The organism is Synechococcus sp. MIT S9503, assembly GCF_047304175.1.
Lineage (GTDB): Bacteria > Cyanobacteriota > Cyanobacteriia > PCC-6307 > Cyanobiaceae > Synechococcus_C.
Genome location: NZ_CP138955.1, coordinates 777930 through 800885, shown reverse-complemented (window position 1 = coordinate 800885; position 22956 = coordinate 777930). Strand labels below are relative to the sequence as shown.

Sequence of the window (22956 nt, the reverse complement as noted above, 5' to 3'; positions counted from 1 at the left end):
ACCAGCTGACAGCTGAACAGACCGATTGAACGGACCGTCCGTATCAGAGGCAACGTGCTCCACTCAATAAAGGAGAAGACAACTCGTCAACAAGTACTGTTGCTGAGTCTCAATAGTGCGTACTATTGAGAAACGCTGCATCACGTCTCCATGTCGCCTGCAAGCTCCTCTGCTGAAGCGACCGGAACTCTGAAGAAGGGGCTTCATCAGGATGGGCGACGGATGACGCCCCAGAGACGGCTTGTGCTGGATCTCTTCGAACAGATCGGCAGCGGAAGTCATCTGAGTGCTGAAGAGGTTCATCGCCAGCTTGTCGACAAGCAGTCCAAGGTCTCTCTTGCAACCATTTACCGCACCCTGCGGTTGCTTGTGGATATGGATTTTCTGCAGGAACTTGAACTGCGCGATGGAGGCAGTCGATTCGAGCTGGCGGATGCAGAACATATTCATCACCACCATCTCGTCTGTGTACGTTGCGGGCGCACGGAGGAGTTCGAGAACGAGGCTGTCCTGCAGGCAGGGCGTGATGCCGTGAAAAAGCTGGATTTCGAACTGATCGACTCGAGCCTGAATGTTCGAGGTGTGTGCCCTGAATGCCGATGACCAGGCAGCGCTAGTCCTGATGCTTTGGATGTTCTGAGCAGGGCATCCAGTGATCACCCATCGAATGAACCCCCTCACAGCCAAGGATTCTGGCCTGTGCTTCAGCTTCGGCTTTGCTTGGGTAGGCCATCAGGCGGGTATCGCTCTCAGCCTGGGAGTCACTTTGACTTTGCTGATGCTCATGGTGATCGTGCGTGCTGCGACCACCGAGCTGGACCAAACCCATGCTCATTGGCCCCACGGTCCAGACCCCCATGGTGTTCGCCCCGATCGCCAGTAAACCCATCCCGACAATGGACAGGTTGATCACACCCATGGCCACCACACCGATGGAGACCACCCCCATCGGAACGATGCCGATACAGATCACACCCATCGGAACAATTCCGATGGAAACAGTGCCAAGAGGTGCAATCCCGACAGCCAGTCGCTTCGGCTTGCTGCCGCAGTGAGCTGGCCCCTGCTCGGACGATGAAGAGTTAGTCATCAGTGCATGGTACCGGTTACAGCGCCATTCCTCCAACCTCTCCAGGCTGGAATTCATGAATCAATTCACTTGCAACCCTGGCTGGGAGCTGCCCTTGATCCGACTCCAGGGCGTTGATGACTGAACCCCAGCTGATTTCGTCAGGGGAGTAGTTGTGTTTACTCCAGGACCAATGCATGGAGCGCTCAACTCAGGGACCCTCCACAGCTTGATCCGTTGCCAGCCGTGCAACCGAAGCAGTGATCCGCCACCGCAATAGGTTGATCAATCAGTCCATCCACCACCCGCAGCAGGTCAGCAAGCTGCCTTGGGCCGGATCCGGATGCAAGGTTCAGTTGCTGATTGAAATCGCAGTCATAAAGGGCTCCGGTCCAGCTCACACTGATCAGACTTCTGCACATCACTGCATTGAGATTGTCCGGTCGATGCGCCTCACGCAGAACCCGCTGATAGGGCTCGAGCTGACCCTGATGCTGCAAATCCCTTGCAAAGCGTTGAATCGGCATGTTGGTGATTGTGAGCAGATGAGAAAACGCGATCCCATGACTTGACGCCAACGCCTCTCGGTACTGAACCTCCAGAGGCTCCTGCGCAGGGGGGAGGGAAGGTCCTGACGGGTTGTAGACCAGATCCAACTGCAGCGGGGATCCAGGTTGGGCATAGCCCAGCCGGTTCAGCTTTTTCAGGCCGGCAATGCTGCGCTCGTAAACGCCCTGACCTCGTTGCAGATCAACCCTCTCCTGTTCGTAACAGGGCAGAGAGGCCACCACGCGCACACCCATCGCAGCCAGGAATTCAGCAAGGTCCTCATGGCCTGGTTCACTCAGGATCGTGAGATTGCAGCGATCAATCACATTGACGCCAAGATCCCTGGCTGCCGAAACGAGCTCGCGAAACTGAGGATGAAGCTCCGGAGCACCTCCGGTGAGATCCAGACAATGCAGATCAAGCCGGGCAAGCACTTCAGGGATCAGCTCAATCAGTTCCCTGGCCATCATTTCCTTCCTCCAAGGGCCCGCATTCACATGGCAGTGACTGCATGTCTGGTTGCAGCGGTAACCCAGATTGACCTGCAATGTGGTCAACCGAGTGCGATGCACAGACGGGAACGGCAGCGTTTCTGGAAGAGTGGAAGTCAACGTCTGATCCTTTCAACCAGGGCCACGGTGAGGTCATCACCCTGCGTCTGCAGATAGGCATAACCCTGGCCATCCGAACGCAGAATCGCGGCATAGGCATAGGTGACGCCTCGATCATCCTGTTGACGGATGCGGCCAATGCAGTTCTCATCCTGTGTGAACTGCCCCTGATAAGCAGCCACCTCGCCCGATCCGTCATATGAGGACACCGCCAGACCGACCATGCGCCAACCGGTCCAGGTTTCCTGCTGGATCACTGCATTCGGCCTCCAGGATGCTGCAGACAACGTGTGTCCTCTCTGCAGACTCATCAACCTGCCATTGAGGGCATCGGCTTCACAGTTCCGATCTGGTTGTTGAATCCATTGTTCCGTCACCACCTCCTGCGCACGATCGCTTAGGCCGAAGTGAGGCAGGCCCTGCTCGGTCAAGAGAACCTTGCTGTTGTGACCCTCCTCATCTCGAGTGACCGTCAGGCCACAACTGCTGTCTGACACCCAGCGCCCCTCATAGGGCGTTTCGCTGTAAGCGCGACCGACCCGAAGAAAACGGGTTCCGCTGACGGATCCATCCGGCTGCCATGTTTCCAGTTGCAGAGACCCCAGTGGTAGTTCACCACGCATTCCCTGACTCACGATCAGATACTGACCGGTCGCTGGTGCAGCACAAGCACCGGACAAAGACGCCGCCTGGCTGCGGAAGAATGCCAGGGGAACTGCTGATAAGAGCAGCGTCGCCAGGGTCAGCGGTTTTCGCATCGCTAGAGGCTGTTCTTTCAAGTGTGCAGACAAAGGCGCTGCAGGTCAGCATCAGATTGCGCTCATGTTGAGGATCTGGCCTCGGAGCGAGCCTCAGCCAGATCAACGAACCAATCCACGTATTGGTCAGGCCCACCGGGAATGCAGACATCGAACTGCAGGGGATCCTCAGGATCACTAATGCCTGCGAGCGAGTCATCAGCCAGGGAGGGGCGGTCAATCTCCCCTCCACTGCTGTCGACGATCACAACCCGATTCGGACGCTGGAAACTCCGACCAAGTTCCTGCAGAAGAGTGAGGAAACCTCGGTCACTGCCGCCTCTCAACCAACCATCTCCTGATGCGCTCTCCGTCGAGGTGACCGTGTCACCGATACCCACCAGCTGGGGCATCTGTTCAAGGGGAATCCGGTCTTTGCAAAGGGCAAGCAGCGATTCAAGGTCCTGGGGCGCGGTTCTGACATTGAAGTCTTCTCCGAGGGGGAAAATGCCGGTTCGGGCTGCGATGTGTCGATTGATCAGCACAAGCAGACCGGCTTCCTTGATTGCTCCGCGCAGCATGAACTGGATATCCGTGCTGCCGACATCTCCAGGAGTCGATGGCTTGAGCCGTTCACTTCCACTGGAATCCCGCCCGAGATTCGGGGCAACATGCAGAAAGAAAGACTCATGGAGCCCTTCCGCGACAGCCATCTCCATCAGCTGCTGCATGAGAGCTTCCAGCATTGATTGCAATGCTCGTTGTCCGCTGACGTCGTTGGGAATCCTGCTGAACAGGCTGTTGAGATTGATCGTTGGTGACACCTGTGTATCGAGAATGGCCTGCTTGATTTCCGCCTTCAGATCCTGATCGGCAAGATCAGGCACTACAGAGGGGAGCAGTGCTCCCATCAAAGCGTTCATCCGCTCCGGAACAGACGCCAGAAAGCTCATTTCCGCGTCGCTTACTCCGGGATGCGTGAGATGTCCGAACTCATCCTGAAGCTGCACACCTCCCGCAGCAAGCCCAGGCAGATAAAGGCCTTGATTGCGTGCAATGGAACGATCTCCCAATGCCTGTTCAACAAGCCTGTTGACACCGCGATGGCCTTCATGCTCACCATTTGTCAATACACAGAAATTGCCGCGCAAGAGTGCAGCGGCATGGATATATTTCGCCGCAAGACTCCTGGTCAAAGGATCCTTAACCAGCGGCATGCATACACCATCAAGGTCCTGAACAATTAAAAAATCAGGGCTATCGATGAGCTCCTTCTGAAGTGAATCAAGATCCATTAGCGTTAGTAGATCGACAAAAAGTTTGGTAAAATCAGAAAATCACTCCTACGAGAGGATAAACCAAGAAACTTTCTAATTGCGGCACAAGTAATCATAAAACAACCATAAAGTGATCATAACCGAGAATCACAAGAGTAAGAAATATGCTCAAAGCAGACATGAGCTTACTTCATGCAGCAACAACAATCAACAATGGTCCATAAGCTAATATAACCAACTAGCTGATCAGATTAAATGCAGAGTGCGCTCCAAAATGCAGACATATTTGGTTTTGCTGCAGCAATCCTGTCAACAGTTGCGTTTATCCCACAGGTTGTCAAAACGTGGAGAACAAAGTCTGCAGGCGATGTTTCATTCACATTGCTGATTACCTTCAGCACTGGATGCCTAAACTGGGTTATCTACGGCATTCTTGTCAACAGTAAACCAGTAACTATCGCAAACACTATAACATTAATACTAAATCTTACAATACTAGCATTGAAGGTAAAGTTTCAGAGCAAAAATATCGACGAATCAGCTAAAAGTTGTCAGCAATAAAACGAGGAAGATCAGAAATATCGTCAATCTGCAATGAACTTCTCTGCTGATCATCGTAAAAAATCAATTCGTAGCCGTCCCAGTTTTGAATTAAGTCAATCTCACAAAATTTTTTATTCAATGTCACACGAATATTTATACCCCAATCTGCAGTATCGACCAAAAGTCCTTCTACATCGATATCGGACAGGTCGTTAAAAATATTACGCACTGACCGCTCGAGCTCAATTTGATTCATTGGAACAACAAGAAACCAAGATCAGTATAATAAACCTAATTTTAGTCGCTTTTATCGCTTTTGATCTACTCAGACGCCAATACCAAAAACTTTCTATATTCTTAAATTTATTCTGAACTCAATACTGAGTATATTGATACATTCCTATACTAGTTTTAGTAATAAGCAGCCAGAATGACAAACTCATATTTGTCTCAAGAAGAAGTATTGAGATACTCAAGGCATTTAACCCTTACCGATTTTGGTGTTGAAGCTCAGATCAAATTAAAGCAAAGTTCAGTGTTGGTGGTTGGAGCTGGTGGTCTAGGGTCACCTTTGCTTACTTACTTAGCAGCCGCTGGCGTTGGTTGCATTGGCATTGTTGATTTTGACATTGTGGAAGAGTCAAATCTACAAAGACAAATAATTCATGGTGTCAATTGGATTGATAAACCAAAGGTTGTTTCAGCGCAACATCGCCTTAGTGAGATAAATCCAAATTGCATTATTAACACATACAATGTTAAACTTGACTCTAATAATATACTTGAAATCATTGATTCATATGATGTTGTTTGCGACGGCAGTGATAACTTTCCAACACGATATTTAGTCAATGATGCATGCGTCATCAAGCAAAAACCTTATGTGTATGGTTCTATCTTTCAGTTTGAAGGGCAAGTTTCTGTTTTTAACCTCCACCCTTCAAGTCCCAACTATCGTGATCTTGTTCCTGAACCACCTCCAGCAGGAATGGTTCCCTCCTGTGCAGAAGGTGGGGTCTTGGGAATACTACCTGGGATTATTGGAACAATACAAGCAACAGAAACCATTAAAATCATAACAAATATTGGATCTACTCTCAACGAGAGATTACTTCTTTTTAATGCTCTGGAAATGAGTTTTCGAGAGTTAAAGCTCAAAAAAAATTACAATATTGCGGATGTCAAATCTCTGATCAATTATGAAATTTTTTGCGATCCATCAGAGACTTTGAATTCCTCTACTAGCTCAATTGACCCTATCGATCTGAATAATCAAATTAATAATAATTCCCAAAAAATTATACTCATTGATGTTCGTACTCAACAAGAACGTGATATTTGCTCAATACCTGGATCACTGCATATCCCTTTAAATTCAATTTGTGATCCCAAAATCATTAACGATCTGAGATCAATTGACAACTTGAATGATATCGTGATTTATTGCAAGTTAGGTTCTCGCTCCAGGAAAGCCGTAACCTCGCTAGGCAATTATGGCATTCGCAGCACAAATCTCAATGGTGGAATTATTCGGTGGATCAAAGAAATCGATTCATCACTTAATTTGTATTAAATCTATTTGCTAGGCCTTTACTGATGCCATTCAGGATTGAAATTATGATTTCATCATCCCTATAAATCGGGCACTTCGCGACATTATCAACCGCTTTAACAGCAAAGCGGAATTTCAATTATTGATTTGTTCCCTCAACATTGAAGTCAGTAAAATTATGAAATCAAGAATCAAATAAATACCGTATCTTGATTAAATCGTCTTGCCTAATACATCAGTATTTTGGATGACTTCTTCAAATTATATTTCAAGTCTTAGCTAAGCTTTGAATATTAAAATCAGGAATTTGAGAAGAGTCCGCAATCTGTCATCTGATAGAATTTAATCACTTAATACCCGAAATTTAATTACAAGATTAACAGCAATTAAGAGCCTTGCTAGCCAATGTTAGTTAATAACAACGGGTTTCTGCGCTTTCAATAAGTCAATCTAAAGCTTTCAATCCTTTTTGTGATTAATAGTGTATTGAAAAGAGATTATCGTCAGATATAATGCCGATAAGACATTGAAGAACACAGGTGTCCCTGAATAGTAACGGATTCTTTCCGCCGAGCCTGGACAGGGATCAGGTGCGTCAGCGGGTCTGGGAACTTGAAACGGGCAAGGTTGGGTTCTACAGCGTTGGGCTGTATCCGGCTTCGCTCGCATACAACTGCGCGATGCAGCAGAAGGATGAGGACAATCTGCTGCTGGCGCCCCGGCCAGACCGAGAGCTACTCGGAGCCTTCACTCAGTCAGCACTCGACGGGATGGACCCGAAGCATGTTGCTGTGATGGAGCGGATGGGCACACACCAATGCGACGGTGGGCGTCAGCGAAACACCCTGGCTGACCTGCTACGACGCTGCGAACTGGTTGTGCTCAGTGCCAACAGCAACCACGTGGAGGAAGACCTGGTCGAAGCGATTCGACTGCGTGATCAACTGGGCAGGCAACACGTGGTGCTTGCCTGTCTGGCCGGATCCTTCAGTCACGACAACATCGACAACGAGTCCTATGTGCTCTGTGAGAAAGTTCCGAGCCTTGGATTCTTTTCGGGGTTTCACCGCCATGGCGCTCTGCGCAATCCACTCGACAGCTTCACGGCCAATTTCTGTCACCCCAATGCACTGACAGCTCTGCTGGGTGCCCGGATGCTTGACCGACTGTCTCCGAACATTCAGGTCTCAGCTGGAGTTCACAACATCGAAGGGCAATACATCAAGGCGGCGAAGAACATGTCATCGGTCTTTGCCGGTTTTGGCTACGCCTATCACCAGGACAACCCAGGTGTGCTTCCCACTCTGCTGACACTTCTGCTCGATCAGTGCCTGGACCAGGCAGCGACAGTTTCGATGGCCCGGCGCAACCGCCAGCGCCTCTACAACCGGCAGCCCTTTGCACTCACTGAGCTCGGCTACGGCGTTCAACGCATCGAAGCTGCTCTGGTGCGAGGTGGAGACATGGAGAAGGTCCGCGATCACACCTTCGCGCAGCTCACCGCCATGGTGGCTGATGTGCGCGGCAGCATGATGCTGCCTGTTTCCGGAACACCCACCCGTAATTTCCATGCCGGGCAGGTGATGGCGGAGCACATGCGCGTGGAACAACGCTGCCCTCATTCGATGGAGGAACTGGAAAACTGGTGCGAACAGGCTGGCTTGCGCAAAGGAGGCCTGGAGGGTCTCAAGTCATTGCGCTACTGGCCGCAGATCGTGCGCAAATACGCCATTCCGGTTCATGACGCATCGATGGTGAACCTGCTCTACATGGCCATTTATGGAAACAGCACCACCAAGGATGTGGCGTTTTCGGTGATGACCGAAAGCCGTGAACTGTCCACTTACTGCCAGGAATCCGTTCGACCCACCCATAGCCGTCGGTATGCGGAAGCACTGCAGAATCTCGATCAATCGGAAGCCATGGATCTGCTGGTGAATGCCGTTGTCGCTGACAACGCCCGTCGACTGATCCGCGATGACAACGGCATCGAGGAACAGGACACCAGCGATGAACCTCCGGCTTATCTCAAAGCCATGAATGTGATCGAGAATGCACTGTGATCCGGGGACTCCAAGGCCTCAGGTTCAAAGGCGATCCAGATCAACGACTGAATCGGCAATATTCCTGTATGGAGCTGGGTCACAACTGAGCACCACCACCTGCAGCCCAAGATCCACAGCCTGCCGGAGCATGGCGCCGACAGCCTCAAGTCGGCTGGGATCACTGTTTGTGAAAGCGTCATCGAACAGAACAGGCAGACAGCCGTCATGGCCCTTGCGCAGAGTCTCCGCAATCGCAAGCCGAACAGCGGCATTCAGCTGTTCCTTGAGTCCCCCGCTGAGCTGGGAGAACTCAAGACTCTGGCCTGAACGCTGAAGACGGAGATCCTTCAGGCCATCGCCGGCATCGAAGCGAAGCTCTGAACTGTCTCCTGGCTGGTGCAGAAAAGGAGCAATGAACCTGTTGATGCTGGAGCGCAGTGGTGATGAATAGCGGCTTGAAAGATCAGCACGAGCCTCCTGGAATCGCCTGAGCAGCAGCGCCCGTGATTCGACCAGCCTTGTTTCCTGCTCTTCGGCCTGTTGAGCAACCTCAAGATGGGCAGCAGCCTCCTCCAGTTCAGCATGCAGTTCTCGGCTGCCGAGACGTTCACAGCGCTCAAGCAATGAACCCCTTGCACGGTTGAGATCGGTGCGCTGACGATTGAAAAACTGCTCACGCTCCTCCAGATCGGCCAGAGACATTTCAATGTCAGCTCCCTCCTCCAGGCCGCAATCACCTCCCAGAGCGAGCATTCGTTCCTGCAACAACGCACATTGGCGAATCACTTCGCTGAGATCGGCTTCGATGGTCGCTGCCGCACCATGATGTTCTTCGATCTCTCGCTTCTGTTGCAGTTGCTGAACGTGTCGGGCCTCATGGCGCTCCAGCCGAATGCGCAGCTCCTGAATCTTCCGTTCCTGCGTTGTTTGTTCACGATCAGCGCGCTCGCAGTCGGAGCGCGCACAACGAAGCTGATCCTGAACGGACTTGTACTGCGTTCTGCAATCGCTCAAAGCCTGCGGGAGATCCTCCACTGCGGCAATCTGCGGATCGTCCGGCTGCTGCTGATGCTCAGCGAACTGTTCTTGCAGTTTTTGAAGATCATCATCCTGTCCATCGCGACGCTGCTCCTTGAGCTGGCGGAGACGCGCATCGAGAACAGTGCGCTGCTGTAGAAGCTCCTTGCGTCTCTGGAACAGGCCATCGGCATCTTCAAGGCTGTTGACACTCCAGTGTTTGAGATCCTTCTCCAGCTGTGCCTGAGAGAGTTTCCTGTCAGCCAGCAGTGCCGAAAGCCCCGTACCCTCACCAGGGCTGACAAGCAGAACCACCCCGTCACCCACCTCCAGACGGAAAGCACCGGTCCGTTGAACAACGTCTCCCTCACTGAGCCGTTCTCCATCAAGCAGCACAGACCGATCCGAGGTCTGCAGCTCAACCCGAGATGCCATGCTCTGAAGTCGGATGTCCAGTTCGCGGAGATGTCGCTGATGGGCTTGCAGTGCAGCCAGGGCGTCGGAATCCAAGCCTGGAAGTTGATTCAGCTGGTTGCTCAGGGAAGTCTGCTGTTGTTCGAGCTCGGCGCACTGTTCCTGTCGACGTCGGACTTCCAGGATTCTTTGCTGTAGACGTTCCTGATCCTGACGTCGCCGCAGGCCATGTCCCCGCTCTTCAAGCAATTGACGCTTGCTGTCAAGCTGCTCAAACGCATGTCTCTGAGCGATCAGATTGCTGGAACTGGTCGCGACCGATTCCTTCAACACACTGAGCTCACGGCGTAAGGCAGTCATCGCCGCTTCAGACTCCTGAACCTCTTTGCCAAGGCGCGTCAGCGTGCCGAGTTGTTGTTGCCGTTGGTTCCGCTGGAGGCGAAGTGGGGCGACCTGCTGCTGAAGATCCTTCAGGGTCAGAAGCTTGCGGCGCATCTGTTGCACGTCAGGTGCCTGACGATCAAGTGCATCGAGTGACTGCTCATTTTCATCAAGCTCGCTGCAGGCTGTCTCGTAGCTGAACAGCTGCTCCCGGGCATCTGATTCCCGATCTGTGGCCTGCTGAAGTTCCTGGCGTCGTTTCCAGAGTTCGCTGTTCTGTTTCACCCCCCGGCTTGTGAGACTTGAAGCGACCAGATCTTCGAGCTGGTTGTAGATCAGCTGATCGAACGGCGACTGGAGCGCTTGCTTGGCCTGTCCTTCGAGAGCAGTGATCAGTCCCTGGAGGTCATAGTGCTCAGCGCTCAGATCAAGCAGGTTGCGACCGGCCAGACCCTGCATCACCCAGAGGTGCGCCCAGCGAGTGGGAAGAACACGGTTCACTTGGCGGCTGCCGATGATCTCATCAACTCCGAGCAGAACGGCCAGCTGATCCTCAGCATCGCCTCCAAGCAGAGCCTGTTGGCCGGAACGACTGAGGCGACTTGTGCCCCCGGATCCGCTGAAACATTTTTGGAGCGACCAGCGGTGTCCAGCCGCATCGAAATCGATCTCCACCTGTGGATGTCCGGCATGGGTGGCGGAACGCAGGTCACGGGTCGCGCTGCCTGTAGCAGCGGCACGGACAAACAGGGTTCGATGCATCGCCTCAACGAGAGAGCTTTTCCCTGATTCATTGGCACCGCCGATCAGGGTCAGCCCCGGGGCGAAGGCAACCTCCAGAGTCCGGTGCCGTCGAACGCTTTCCAGTCGACAGCGAATCAGACGCATGGTTCCGCGGCACTTGAATCAGAGGTGCAGAGACGATGCAGCTCAATCAGGGCTTGTTCAATCAGCGGATCTGCGCTGTTCTGGAGCTCCTCTTGCAGACCTTCAGCGATGCTGCTGACCAGAGGGCTGTCCATTCGCTGCAGGAGTTGATCTCTCTCCTGAGCGGTCGGCTGGCGGCGAATCCTGCCGCGAAGACGCAAATGAAGCAGCTGCTCACTCAGCACACCCAGACGATCCTGGAGTTGCAGGTGCCCCTTGACACCGAGTTGACCGTTGAGCTCGAGACGCATCAGATCACGACCCACGCGTCGACCCACACTTTCGGCAATCTGCTGCTCCAGACGAACTAGATCGGCATCGCCGTTGAGGCTCATGGTGATGCTATGCCAGCGAAGGCGACCGGTGGGGTGGGGAACGACCTGCGGCGGTCGGCCTCGACCCAGATCGACCACAAGAACCTGCGACCTCAGGTCTTCGGGCCCGGTCGGGAAGCGGTCGGATTCCGGCGTGCCGCAGTACCAGCTTCTGGGATCAACCTCCAGCAATGCATGCCAGTCACCGAGGGCGACGTAATCGATCTGGTCGGATGGCAGGTGGTCAAGGCGAAGCTGATTCACCTGACCTTCTGAACCGAAACCCTGCACCGAGCCATGGGCGAGAACAACTCGTGGGGTCAGTGGATCAAGCTTCTCCCAGTTGAGTTGTTCAAGCCAGAGTGATGGGCTGTGGCTATCACGCTGTCGTCGCAGTGGACAGGGCAGCACGGTGAGTCCCGCAAGCACCACCGGTTCCGGCTTGAGCAGAAGCTGAAGGTTGCCCGCGCGCTCCTGCAACTGCCTCCTGAGATCCTCTCGCCTCCAGATCCCACCGGCTCCACCGTGATCATGATTTCCCGGGATCACGACCACCGGAACTGAAATTGATTCGATCGCCTCCAGCACCTCCATGACCATCGAAGCGGCCACGGTGCTCGAGTCGAACAGATCACCGGCAACGAGAACAGAATCAACTTCCTCCCTGCGGCAGACCTCGGCGATCCTGAGCACAGCATCAACCCGCTCCTGCTGCAAACGGGCCTGTTTCTGCGGATCCTCGATCCAGCGATAGGGCTTGCCGATCTGCCAGTCAGCGGTGTGAAGGATTCGTGGCACCCGTGCCGCTCGGATAACGCTCACCATGCTGCCGCCTTCCCGGCTGATTTTCTGCACACTCACAGCTGGCAGACGGCAAAGAAAACGGCATGTTTCGTATTGAGACCCATGCGTTTCGACGTGTCAGCCGCTTTCTCCAGCTCCAATCCGATCCTGGAGACCATCGCCGGGCTCTTCCACCCTCCTGATCAGATCGCCGGGATCAGCCAGCTGGGGTCTGGAAATGTCAATGACACATTTCTGGTGACACTTGATCGCAGTGCATCACGGTCAGCCTTTGTGATGCAGCGCCTGAACACAGAAGTGTTTGACCAACCCGAACTGGTCATGAGCAATCTGCTGAAACTGGGTAATCATGTTGAGCGGCGACTGGCGCAGCAACCACCCGAACTGTCTGGCCGGCGCTGGGAGGTTCCCAAAGTGCTGCCGACTCTGGATGAGGATGGCCACTGGGTGGAGCATCAGGGACAGTTCTGGCGTTCGATCACCCACATCGGAGCTGCTGTCACCACTGACGTGATTCAGGACGATCTGCATGCTCGAGAGCTCGGTTACGGGCTTGGCATGTTCCATCACCTGATCAGCGACCTAGCCGCCGATGAACTGGCAGACACGCTCGAAAACTTTCACATCGCACCTGCCTATCTCGCTGACTTCGATCAGGTTGTCTCAGGCTCGAAGGGTCCGTTCAGCGACCGCATCGATGAAGCCGTGGCTTTCATCAATGCAAGAAGGCACGACATTGACGTTCTTGAACAGGCCTGCGCCAGAGGTGAGCTGAAACGCAGGCCCATCCACGGCGACCCGAAGATCAACAACGTGATGATCGACGAAACCTCGCGGCAGGCAGTGGGGCTGATCGACCTCGACACGGTCAAACCAGGCCTTGTTCACTACGACATCGGCGACTGTCTGCGCTCATGCTGCAACAGGCTGGGAGAGGAAACACTCCACCCGGAGAATGTCCGTTTCGATCTGGATCTTTGCCGCTCGATTCTTGAGGGCTATCTCTCCGTCGGCAGATCATTCCTCACCCCAGAGGATTTCCGCTATCTGCCCGACTGCATCCGGCTGATTCCTCTCGAACTCGGCATACGGTTCCTTTCGGATCATCTCTCCGGAAATCACTACTTCCGCACGGAGAGGCCGGAGCACAATCTCGATCGCGCCGAAGTGCAGTTTGCACTGACCCGTTCGATTGAAACTCAGTGGACGGAACTGAACGGTCTGATCAGGGAGTTGTCGAGAGAACACTGAGATGGGTCGACACCCTGTGATGGTGAGGCAGGTCTGCCCCCTGATTCCGTTCGATGTTGCTCAGAGCCCGGCCATTCATGCCATGGCTGAGTTTGTCTGGAGAGAGGATTCAGATCTGGAACTGAGCTTCAGCCTCTGCCCGACGGTGGCGGCGGACTGCTTCGAACTCCTCCGCCTGCCCCCGTTCGCCAGAGCTCAGGCTGGAGGTTCGTCAGAACGAATGGACAACCTCTGGAGGCATACCTGCTTCGAAACCTTTCTCGCCATTCCAGGCACACCGGGTTATTGGGAGATCAATGCATCACCAAACGGAGACTGGAATGTCTACCGATTCAGTGATTACCGCACGGGCGGCATTGCAGAACCGCAGGCTGAGGCTCCAGTGGTTACCTGCAGCAGGGATCGGTCTGGATACCGCTGCACCATTGCAATGCAACTCAAACCCTGGTGTGCGCACCCGGAACCTCCTGAGCTTTCCCTGTCGATGGTCCTTGAAGACAGACGCGGAGCTCTGAGCTACTGGGCTCTGTCGCATCCTGGAGACGAACCAGACTTTCATGACCGAAGGGGTTTTCTGCAGTCGTGAGCGGTCGTTTTTTCAAGACAGGATCATTGGTCCGTTATCTGGTGAGCATTCCTGTGCTGCTCACTCCCATCACCGTGGCCTGCAAAACGATTGACACCATTGATGGGACGCAGCAACGCTCAGCTGTCAGTGAAAACAGAACAGGGCAATCGACTGACGAGATTTCCTCCGGGATCCTTCCGCAACTTCCAGGCAGGAGCGGCCTGCCGGTTGCGCCCAACGGCCTTCATTACCCACTGGTGCCGGACGAACCAGCCGAAATCGCCGCGCTGATTGCTGCGATTGAAAACGTTCTGCTGAATCCTCAGGTTGCGGATCAGCAGCTCACAGCGCATGCCCATCAACAGCAGGTCATCTACAGATTTCTGTCGCATCGACCGCAGCTGAGTCAGTCCGTGCGATCGCATCTGGACCCGCGCTGGCACTGGGTGTTTGACCAGCACATCGCTGCGCGCAGGGAGTTTCTGGCGATGCACAGAGGGCCAGCCTCCTCGTCATTGCCAGCCTGGAGAATCCAGTCGCCGGCACCAGCAAACGAATTGCTCAAGGCCTATCGCAGCGCTTCAGCAGCAACCGGCATCGATTGGACGGTTCTTGCCGCCGTCAATCTGGTGGAAACCGGAATGGGCCGGATCGATGGGGTCTCCGTCGCCAATGCCCAGGGCCCGATGCAGTTTCTGCCGACCACCTGGGCGGAGCCAGGCATCGGCAATGGAGGAGATATCCGTGACCCGTGGGACTCGATTCATGCGGCTGCCCGCTACCTGGTACGACGCGGTGGACTCAAGAACATCCGCAGCGGCCTCTGGGGTTACAACAACAGCGACCACTACGGCAAGGCCGTTCTGCATTACGCGGCACTGCTTAAACAAGAGCCACTCACCTATCGAAGTTTCTACCGATGGCAGATTCATTACGCCTCTTCAGCCGGAGATCTGTGGCTGCATGAGGGATATGCCCAGGAGACACCTGTGGGAGTCAACGACCATCTCCGACGCCACCCTCACAGTGCGCCGCCGAGCTGAACGGAACATTCAGAAGACTCGGGCAATGATCATCAGGTCTGGTCTTTCATCCCCAGGCATCTACGCTTCGGGAATCAGGACTGAACAAGCTGCGTGGCCAAAGAACTCACCCATCGTGCCGATGAACTTGCTGGTCTCGGCTGGTCCTCTGAGGATGTGAATCGCTATGCCGAACTCTGGGAGTACCGGCAACGCTGGGGAGCGATGAATCTGGAACGGGAAGACCGTCTGTTCCTGAGAAAAGCCGAAGCGGCCCTGCCCGTGCTGGTGACCGGTAAAGCATCCGTCAAAAAGAACACACAGGACAAGTCCTATTACCGCTGGCTGCGATTCCACCTTGATGCGATGACTGCAGCTCAGTCCGAGATGGGATTGGCGGATGGAGCTCAGGGCGCCTGGCCGATTCTTCTGGAGGAAGAGCTGCGACTGCTGGATCACTATCAACCTGTTCTCGGACTTCCAGACACGATCAAGGCCAAGAGCTTTGATGCCTTCAGGGAACTGATGGCGGAACAGGCCGCAGAGGTTTCCAAAGGCGGGATGGAGCTGAAAACGCATGATTTCCAGGCTGCGCTGACGACGCTGAAGGAAAAGGAGAACAGCAAATGGCGCCATCTGCGCGAACGCAGTGGAGAACAGCCTTATCCGGTTCTGCTCGGCGAGAAGGTCAACACATTCCGCACCGAGGTTCGCCAGCAGATGACACCGCTGCTGCGTCAGACCCTTCCGTCCCTCGCCGACACCGACAAACCTGAACCCAGCGCAGATTGAAGTCGGTCGTTCCCCGCAACGCTAGAAAAGAGTGACTTCCCAGCCATCACCGTGACGGATCAGCGCTTCGAGACCCTGCAACTGCACGCTGGACAGGTTCCTGATCCCACCACAAACTCACGAGCCGTCCCCATCTATCAGACCAGTTCCTACGTGTTCAACGACGCGGAACACGGAGCGAACCTTTTCGGACTGAAGGAGTTCGGGAACATCTACACCCGCTTGATGAACCCGACAACGGATGTCTTCGAGAAACGGGTGGCAGCTCTTGAAGGCGGTGTCGCAGCGTTGGCGACAGCCTCCGGGCAGTCAGCCCAGTTTCTGGCCATCACGAACTGCATGCAGGCGGGTGACAATTTTGTGTCCACCTCATTCCTCTATGGGGGGACCTACAACCAGTTCAAGGTTCAATTCCCCAGGCTTGGCATCAACGTGCGATTTGCCGAAGGCGATGACGTTGCCAGTTTTGCGGCACAGATCGATGACAACACCAAGGCGATCTATGTGGAAGCCATGGGCAACCCACGCTTCAACATCCCTGATTTCGAAGGACTGTCAGCACTGGCCAGAGAGCGCGGAATTCCACTGATCGTTGACAACACCCTGGGAGCCTGCGGTGCCTTGCTACGGCCGATCGAGCATGGTGCCGACGTGGTGGTGGAGAGCGCCACCAAGTGGATCGGCGGCCACGGCACCAGCCTTGGCGGGGTGATTGTGGATGCGGGAACCTTCAACTGGGGTAATGGCAAATTTCCCTTGATGAGTCAGCCGAGCGCCGCATACCACGGACTTGTCCACTGGGATGCGTTCGGATTCGGCAGTGACATCTGCAAGATGCTGGGATTGCCCGACAATCGCAATATTGCTTTTGCCCTGAGAGCTCGGGTGGAAGGCCTGCGCGACTGGGGGCCTGCGGTGAGCCCATTCAACAGCTTCCTCCTGCTTCAGGGTCTTGAAACGCTCAGCCTGCGTGTGGAGCGGCATGCTCAGAACGCCATGGATCTTGCCAACTGGCTGCAGCAGCATCCGAAGGTAACCGACGTCAGTTACCCCGGTCTGCCAGGAGATCCATACAACTCAGCAGCGAAGAAATACCTCACAGGCCGTGGCATGGGCTGCATGCTGATGTTCTCCCTCAACGGTGGCTACGACGACGCAGTGCAGTTCATTGACAGCCTGAAACTGGCAAGCCACCTCGCGAATGTCGGCGATGCCAAGACGCTCGTGATTCATCCGGCTTCCACCACCCACCAGCAGCTCAGTGAAAGTGAACAGGCATCCGCAGGCGTGACACCAACGATGGTGAGGGTTTCGGTAGGTCTCGAGCACATCGAGGACATCAAAGCCGATTTCGCTCAGGCTCTTGGATCAGGTGCGTGATCAGTGAGGGTGTGATATGGCTCTGATCCTTCCCGCCAACTATCACAAGATCACAGCCGTCGAGCGCAATCGCATCTCCTGGATCAAGCCGGAACAGGCAGAACGTCAGGACATCCGTCCATTGAGGATCGGAATCCTCAACATCATGCCGCTCGGTAAACAGTACGAATTCAATCTGTTGCATCCGCTCGGTTTATCGGTGCTGCAGATCGAACCCATCTGGATTCGATTGCAGACTCACGCCTACAAAAGCTGGGATCGATCGCATCTCGATGGCCTCTACAAGAACTGGGAGGACGCCAATAATCAAGGCCCACTGGATGGATTGATCATCACGGGGGCTCCGGTGGAAAATCTTCCTTTTGAGGATGTCACCTACTGGCGTGAGTTTGTTCAACTCGTTGACGAAGCTCGAAAATCCTGTGCCAGCACACTTGGACTGTGTTGGGCTGGATTTGCTCTGGCTTATCTCGCTGGAGTGGAAAAAGTGTCTCTACAGCAGAAACTGTTTGGCGTATTTCCCATGCGGAGCCTAGTACCAGGTCATTCCCTGATGGGCACACAAAACGACCAATTCCTGTGTCCGCAAAGTCGCTATGCAACGCTGCCTGACAGTGCCATGGAAGCCGCACAGCGACAGGGAAGACTTCGATTACTGGCTCACGGTGAGTCAGTTGGTTACACAATTTTTGAAACGCCGGACCAACGACAGCTGATGCATCTTGGTCACCCCGAATACAACGTCGACAGAATTCTGGCAGAGATGGAAAGAGACAAAGCCCGCGGAGATGTGCCACCTCCTCAGAATTTTGATGCTGATCATCCACTGACTCTGTGGAGATCACACAGGAACCTGCTCTTCCAACAGTGGCTCTGGTTCTGCTATCAACGTGTGAGCTTCCAGGCATAGAGCTAAGCAAATCACCCATGCATCCACTCGATACCTTTGACCGATGGCGACGTCGCTGGTTCAGCTGGCTGCCAAAAAGCACATCCTGGGACAAAGACGCAACGGATCTGGCACCTGACAAACATCAAGATTGGCTGCTGGAACCGCTTGATCATCAAGAAGCATCTACCTTGTTTCCACATCTCAGTGAAGAGAGCGCTGCAGCTCAATATCAGAAAATGAGATTGCAACTTCGCGAACTATCCAAACGAAGTTTTGTGATTAAAGAAAATTCTTAAACAGAATATATGAAGACAAACAAATTCAATCAATGAACCGTTCAAACAGTGTCAATACAAATACAAACCATAATGCCCTCCATGAGGAGTGGATCATTATGACAATTCAATATCCCCACACCCACCATATTCGAGTGGGTTCACAAGACATATGAAGCCGATCATTTTGATACTAAGAGATTATCAACATCCAGGGTAGGAGCAAAATTTGTAGCGGCCCGTGGAACTCGATCAGTCAATATGGTGGGGGTTAGACCCAGATTACAGTTCAGCTCACACCTTCTGGCCTGAACTCGCCATAATTCACTGATGAAAAACTTACTAGTCAAGCTGCTCGGTCCACTACTTGCCATCGCAGGTGTGCTGGGATTGACAGGATCTTCCATACTCTGGAATTTCCAAGGCAGGAACTTTGGAATTCCCGCAACGATTGTTTCGCTCCTCTTGCTCGCAACAGGCGTTGTGCTGCTGCGTCCTCTAGCAGGTTCCTCTGCAAACGAGACACAAGAACTCGCTGTCGATAAAAAAAACATATCAGTCGAAGAAGTTTCTGAGCGAAAATCACCTGTCAGTGATGAATCACAATCAGAAAAAACTGACGCAGCTGAACCATTTATTGAACAAACTGAATCAACTACTTCAGAATCCCAACAAAAACCATCACTTACAACCGCTCAAGCCATTGCGGATGAGCTAGCCGCAGCAGACGCTGCCAGAGCCGAGGTCGCGTTGGTGAATTTTGCTCCTGAAGCCTTGCAAGCTGGCAACTCGCTACGACAAAACAAACGAACTCCTGGCAAAAATCTCACCGGCTTCAGAGATATGGCAACAGAATTATTCAAAACAAAATAACGTTTTTCTTCTCGACTTAAAAAGTTATTTCTTATTAAATACAAAAATAGAATACAAAATCTAAGAACTTGCACAACATTTTACTTGTGATGTTGCTCTTAAGGGTTTGTTGGAGTAGGTCCCAACCTCTTTATTTAAATCCTGCCGATACATGAAATATGCTCTTATTCGTCGTTTCTTTTGCCATCATAACGTGATTGAAGAAAGCTTCGCTGCCTACAGGGTTCATTCAAACGCTGCATCAAAATAATGATTTATGCTATTCAAATCTGCAATTCTGACTTTTTTTAAAACCGGAACTAACCTGGAAAAAAACGTAGGATTAAGCTCAATTCAATTAAATTCCATAGTCAGTGATAGATCCTTTAAAATCATCAAATCTTGACTTGGCGCACCCCTGCAGTGATTAGCAGTTTGTATGGACAAGATCAGAACCGATTGTCTTGCTAATTTCAGCTAACGCAGCATGATAACGTCCAAGTTTAGATTTTTGAGACCTCAAATAGGTATGGATCCAATTCATCAGCACCAACAAGCATAATAGATAAAAAACAAATATCAAAACCAATTTTGAAAGCAACATGAACGCAACAAAATTCAATTGAACCTAATGAGTTTTCGAGCATTAAATGCTAACACTTACATCCGACTACTTATGGCTAAAACAACATGTAGTTGCCAATTCCAAGCATTTAGACATGAGCAATTGGCGCTCTATCAATTAAAACTAATTTCCAATCATTAGGATCATATTCACCATCGCCAAACATAATATTTGAAGCATCATCAAAACTTGAAGCTTCGACCTCAACAACTATTTGATTTTTGCATTGATGAAATGTATAGATATGACCTTCCTCATAATAGGCAAATGGTTTCGAAGGCATCTGAGAATCTGCCAACCATAAATCAAGTTGAATAATTTCCGAGGTAATAGTTTCTATCATATTCATAGTTTCAATATCACCATCTTCGAAAAAACTCCTCCAATTCATTTCAGCCCATTTCCCACCTTCCTCCATATAAAGAATGTACTCGTCAACATCCACAGATTGCCTCATCAAACAGAAAGTTTCACCAGCGAAGCAAAATTCGGCAGATTGAAGCTTGTTATTATCAGACATCAAAAAATAAAACGTCTAGTAAAATATTCCTAAATTTTACCATCGAGCTGGTATCACATACAAGACAGGAAAAAACACGTGAGCCACAAGGGTCATACTATCTACATGAAATTCAAATACTTAAAGTGCATAATTAATTCAAACGAAAATGCTCATTAACCAATCAAAAAAAGTTATTATTATCTCACAAAGGGTGAGTATAGTTTTTTTATATCACAAACACACTACACAACATTTTCTAGCATGAAGATTGTCACTGTTGAACTTAGAGCTGCAACAATTCCAGGCTTACCTGGGCTTGTCGCAGATCATCACTGGCTTCTCGTGAGCCGCGAAACGGAAAGCGGTCGGGTGGAAGCCTGTGATCGATGGGAGGTTTGGCAAAGAGCCAACAGGAACGCTTCGTGTTGGGGACATCTGCACAAGAATCTTCTACAGCCTTATCAAGGAGTAGGCAATGGGCCTTCTCGATTGATTCAGAAATGGATCAATAAAGACGCATTATTACTCGCCGAAAAAATTGAGTCATCACCAGAGTATTATCCATTCCTTAATAGCTATAAATATTGGCCGGGGCCAAACAGCAATACCTACGCACAGTGGGTTGTCAAAGAGAAAACCAAACTTGGAAAACGAGCAATCGGCAAGAGTTTCAATCAAAAACAGACGTCACATTAATCCAATCAATAAGAAACAGAATGCAAAATTACGATATTCTCTTCTATAATAAGCTCAACGGCTAAGAGTTTACTGAGAATTTGTTGACTCCATCAGACTTTCTCCACTCATTCAAGTAATTATCAATTTTTTTGGTATTATTAGCCCATTCACTGGTCAAAAATAAAACGAAATCAAATAAGTAAAGTCATTATTACGCAGGATCCTGTCCATTTCAAGAACCAAACCGCTGATCTTCCAGCTTCATTGATTGTTCAACTTGAAGAGTCTCGGAGAGAGGAATTATTTTTTCTGAAACGACGGGAGAATATTAATGGAGTTACAGTGCTACCAGCACCATGGGAAATGGTTAATGCGACATCATACCGTGCAATATTCAGTTGGGAAAAAGCAAAAGAGCCAGAAATTATCGACACAGACTATCGCCCTTTGATTGATCAAAATTTAAAAATGCTCAATGCAATGGCTAAGCTGATTTTCGTTCAAAAAGGTTTTTTTAACAACAACCAAAAAGCTATAGGCACACGCTTACTGTTAAAAGGAATTCAAATCACCTAGATCACAAGACTTAGAATCTTAAAAATCTCATGCAAGATCATAATGTTTTCACTAATTCTTCATCAATAGGCTTTATTAATATCTGAATTTCTTGACCAACACCCAATCACCCTTTTCACCAGGCAGATCCTGGTAAGTTCCATTTTTGATCACTTCATTCTCATACCCGTTAAACTGCTTTAATTCCGGATGATCCATACAATAACGGGAGCGGATATCTTTTCTCTCTGTGATTGATTGAGATGCATAGGCAGCTTTTCTATTTTCCCAATCGATGATTTCATCATCCCAATAGGCAGCATCTGGCCTTGGATTTTCAGCTTCAAACTTTGTTCTTTTTTCAAAACCTAAAAGCTCCCTTTCATAGCTGAGAAGATTTTCTTCAGACATCCACTCGTTACAAGCCTGATCTGCATGCATTCTTGATGAATGCTTGATCGAGCACGATGAAGCACAAACAGCAACAAATAGAAATACTGTGAGTTGATTGAATTTCATCAAGTATCAATTTATGCACTTGATTCTAGCTGCCAATCAACAGATTGTGACAAGATGAAGATCTTCCCCGCAATCAGTGGTGCAGCTAACCATTGCAGGGAATATTTAATTTTGCCTGAGCACGTATCAACAAATACAAACACTTGATCACAAGCACTCTCCCCCAACAAAGCTCATTATTTCAATGTTCCTCTGGGTGGAGTTGGGCCATAACTGACTCAGGCTGAAGAACAAACTCAGCTGCTGTAGGGAATATAAGAATTGCTTGTGAGCCACCTCTCAGACAAGTTAACTAACGGTAGAAACTCAGATTGAAAAGGAGGACTGAAACCGTTGGTTTTTTTATGGGGAACAAATTGTCAGTATCATCGACCGTCTCGCAACCTGCCAGCTGTATTGATTAACATATTTATGTGGATAAAATGCTGAGTTCATTGAACATTCTATATATATTAATTACCCTCACATGGATTGCGGTTTTCTATGCCATCTTCATATCAGATGATTAACGCTTTAGCATTGCAGCCAGCCAAAAAGTCAAGGGAATATTTTTGTATCTCTTTTTTTGATAACAGACCCGATTCAAGCCATAAAAGAAAACCGCCACAGTATTCTAATATCGATAATTTTATTAAAAAGCCGCTGAAAACGTCCTGCTGTAGAAGCTTCCGGCGGCTGTCAACATTGCAGATTCGAACACACACGCGCCTGCAAGGCTGTCTCCGAAAAGAAAAAAAGTAAGTTTACTAAAGTTTTACCACTCTCTTCGAGAAAGCTTTACTCAAACAGGTGGATCAGCATTGAT

The 22956-nt window shown here is 51.0% G+C and carries 24 protein-coding genes; 14 read left to right on the top strand and 10 right to left on the bottom strand.

All coding sequences use genetic code 11. The features are described 5' to 3' along the window. Nucleotides 1–150 precede the first annotated feature (150 nt). On the top strand, nucleotides 151–603 hold the full coding sequence (locus tag SIB56_RS04380; RefSeq protein ID WP_413325785.1) for a Fur family transcriptional regulator: 453 nt from the start codon (nucleotides 151–153) through the stop codon (nucleotides 601–603). A 10-nt stretch (nucleotides 604–613) separates the two neighbouring features. Here SIB56_RS04380 and SIB56_RS04375 read toward each other — a convergent pair whose 3' ends face one another. From SIB56_RS04375 to stpA, 5 genes are all read right to left on the bottom strand, one after another. Continuing rightward, the gene (locus tag SIB56_RS04375; protein WP_413325783.1) at nucleotides 614–1090 is read right to left on the bottom strand and encodes a hypothetical protein; all 477 of its coding nucleotides are present in this window, start codon (nucleotides 1088–1090) and stop codon (nucleotides 614–616) included. Nucleotides 1091–1106: 16 nt separating this feature from the next. After that, nucleotides 1107–1268, bottom strand: a complete 162-nt coding sequence (locus SIB56_RS04370; RefSeq protein ID WP_413325781.1) for a hypothetical protein — start codon at nucleotides 1266–1268, stop codon at nucleotides 1107–1109. Between the two features lie 7 nt (nucleotides 1269–1275). Then, nucleotides 1276–2229 carry an arsenosugar biosynthesis radical SAM (seleno)protein ArsS gene (arsS, locus tag SIB56_RS04365; RefSeq protein ID WP_413325779.1) on the bottom strand — a complete coding sequence of 318 codons (954 nt, stop codon included), beginning with the start codon at nucleotides 2227–2229 and terminating at the stop codon, nucleotides 1276–1278. Next, nucleotides 2226–2987 carry a hypothetical protein gene (locus SIB56_RS04360; RefSeq protein ID WP_413325776.1) on the bottom strand — a complete coding sequence of 254 codons (762 nt, stop codon included), beginning with the start codon at nucleotides 2985–2987 and terminating at the stop codon, nucleotides 2226–2228. The genes arsS and SIB56_RS04360 overlap by 4 nt, the downstream gene beginning before the upstream one ends. A 62-nt stretch (nucleotides 2988–3049) precedes the next feature. After that, entirely contained in the window at nucleotides 3050–4261 is a 1212-nt protein-coding gene (gene stpA, locus SIB56_RS04355) for a glucosylglycerol 3-phosphatase (protein WP_413325773.1), read from the bottom strand. Nucleotides 4262–4498: 237 nt separating this feature from the next. Between stpA and SIB56_RS04350 the strand changes: the two genes are divergently transcribed. Then, a complete protein-coding gene (locus SIB56_RS04350) occupies nucleotides 4499–4804 on the top strand; it encodes a SemiSWEET family sugar transporter (protein WP_413325771.1) in 306 nt (101 codons plus the stop codon). Here SIB56_RS04350 and SIB56_RS04345 read toward each other — a convergent pair. Then, nucleotides 4785–5015, bottom strand: coding sequence for a hypothetical protein (locus tag SIB56_RS04345; RefSeq protein ID WP_413325769.1), 231 nt, complete (start codon nucleotides 5013–5015; stop codon nucleotides 4785–4787). The two genes, SIB56_RS04350 and SIB56_RS04345, sit on opposite strands and share 20 nt — an antisense overlap. Nucleotides 5016–5216: 201 nt before the next feature. Here SIB56_RS04345 and moeB point away from each other — a divergent pair, with 201 nt between their 5' ends. Then, nucleotides 5217–6359, top strand: coding sequence for a molybdopterin-synthase adenylyltransferase MoeB (gene moeB, locus SIB56_RS04340; protein ID WP_413325766.1), 1143 nt, complete (start codon nucleotides 5217–5219; stop codon nucleotides 6357–6359). Between the two features lie 518 nt (nucleotides 6360–6877). After that, the gene (locus SIB56_RS04335) at nucleotides 6878–8401 is read left to right on the top strand and encodes a hypothetical protein (RefSeq protein WP_413325764.1); all 1524 of its coding nucleotides are present in this window, start codon (nucleotides 6878–6880) and stop codon (nucleotides 8399–8401) included. Between the two features lie 24 nt (nucleotides 8402–8425). Here SIB56_RS04335 and SIB56_RS04330 read toward each other — a convergent pair whose 3' ends face one another. Both SIB56_RS04330 and SIB56_RS04325 read right to left on the bottom strand, forming a co-directional pair. Next, entirely contained in the window at nucleotides 8426–11083 is a 2658-nt protein-coding gene (locus SIB56_RS04330) for an AAA family ATPase (RefSeq protein WP_413325762.1), read from the bottom strand. After that, nucleotides 11074–12297, bottom strand: a complete 1224-nt coding sequence (locus tag SIB56_RS04325) for a metallophosphoesterase family protein (RefSeq protein ID WP_413325760.1) — start codon at nucleotides 12295–12297, stop codon at nucleotides 11074–11076. The genes SIB56_RS04330 and SIB56_RS04325 overlap by 10 nt, the downstream gene beginning before the upstream one ends. Before the next feature lie 45 nt (nucleotides 12298–12342). Here SIB56_RS04325 and SIB56_RS04320 point away from each other — a divergent pair, with 45 nt between their 5' ends. From SIB56_RS04320 to SIB56_RS04285, 8 genes are all read left to right on the top strand, one after another. Next, entirely contained in the window at nucleotides 12343–13491 is a 1149-nt protein-coding gene (locus SIB56_RS04320) for a phosphotransferase enzyme family protein (protein ID WP_413325758.1), read from the top strand. Nucleotide 13492: 1 nt separating this feature from the next. Next, a complete protein-coding gene (locus SIB56_RS04315) occupies nucleotides 13493–14077 on the top strand; it encodes a DOMON-like domain-containing protein (protein ID WP_413325756.1) in 585 nt (194 codons plus the stop codon). Then, the gene (locus tag SIB56_RS04310) at nucleotides 14074–15102 is read left to right on the top strand and encodes a lytic transglycosylase domain-containing protein (RefSeq protein ID WP_413325754.1); all 1029 of its coding nucleotides are present in this window, start codon (nucleotides 14074–14076) and stop codon (nucleotides 15100–15102) included. The genes SIB56_RS04315 and SIB56_RS04310 overlap by 4 nt, the downstream gene beginning before the upstream one ends. A 93-nt stretch (nucleotides 15103–15195) precedes the next feature. Next, complete coding sequence (locus SIB56_RS04305; protein ID WP_413325752.1) at nucleotides 15196–15873, top strand: hypothetical protein; 678 nt, start codon at nucleotides 15196–15198, stop codon at nucleotides 15871–15873. 51 nt (nucleotides 15874–15924) lie between these two features. Beyond that, nucleotides 15925–17253: an O-acetylhomoserine aminocarboxypropyltransferase/cysteine synthase family protein gene (locus SIB56_RS04300; protein WP_413325750.1), complete on the top strand. Its 1329-nt coding sequence runs from the start codon at nucleotides 15925–15927 to the stop codon at nucleotides 17251–17253. A gap of 16 nt (nucleotides 17254–17269) precedes the next feature. Beyond that, nucleotides 17270–18163 (top strand): homoserine O-succinyltransferase, encoded by an 894-nt coding sequence (locus tag SIB56_RS04295; RefSeq protein ID WP_413325748.1) that lies wholly within the window; start codon nucleotides 17270–17272, stop codon nucleotides 18161–18163. A gap of 17 nt (nucleotides 18164–18180) precedes the next feature. Further along, complete coding sequence (locus tag SIB56_RS04290; protein WP_413325746.1) at nucleotides 18181–18441, top strand: hypothetical protein; 261 nt, start codon at nucleotides 18181–18183, stop codon at nucleotides 18439–18441. Between the two features lie 309 nt (nucleotides 18442–18750). Then, on the top strand, nucleotides 18751–19293 hold the full coding sequence (locus SIB56_RS04285; RefSeq protein ID WP_413325744.1) for a hypothetical protein: 543 nt from the start codon (nucleotides 18751–18753) through the stop codon (nucleotides 19291–19293). 692 nt (nucleotides 19294–19985) lie between these two features. On the opposite strand, the gene SIB56_RS04280 is transcribed toward SIB56_RS04285, so the two are convergent. Further along, nucleotides 19986–20417, bottom strand: a complete 432-nt coding sequence (locus SIB56_RS04280) for a hypothetical protein (RefSeq protein ID WP_413325742.1) — start codon at nucleotides 20415–20417, stop codon at nucleotides 19986–19988. Nucleotides 20418–20660: 243 nt separating this feature from the next. Here SIB56_RS04280 and SIB56_RS04275 point away from each other — a divergent pair, with 243 nt between their 5' ends. Both SIB56_RS04275 and SIB56_RS04270 read left to right on the top strand, forming a co-directional pair. Beyond that, nucleotides 20661–21095, top strand: coding sequence for a DUF3750 domain-containing protein (locus SIB56_RS04275; RefSeq protein ID WP_413325740.1), 435 nt, complete (start codon nucleotides 20661–20663; stop codon nucleotides 21093–21095). A 246-nt stretch (nucleotides 21096–21341) separates the two neighbouring features. Then, nucleotides 21342–21653 carry a hypothetical protein gene (locus tag SIB56_RS04270; protein ID WP_413325738.1) on the top strand — a complete coding sequence of 104 codons (312 nt, stop codon included), beginning with the start codon at nucleotides 21342–21344 and terminating at the stop codon, nucleotides 21651–21653. 75 nt (nucleotides 21654–21728) lie between these two features. Here the strand turns inward: SIB56_RS04270 and SIB56_RS04265 are convergent, their stop codons facing one another. Continuing rightward, complete coding sequence (locus SIB56_RS04265; RefSeq protein ID WP_413325736.1) at nucleotides 21729–22073, bottom strand: hypothetical protein; 345 nt, start codon at nucleotides 22071–22073, stop codon at nucleotides 21729–21731. Nucleotides 22074–22956: the final 883 nt, after the last annotated feature.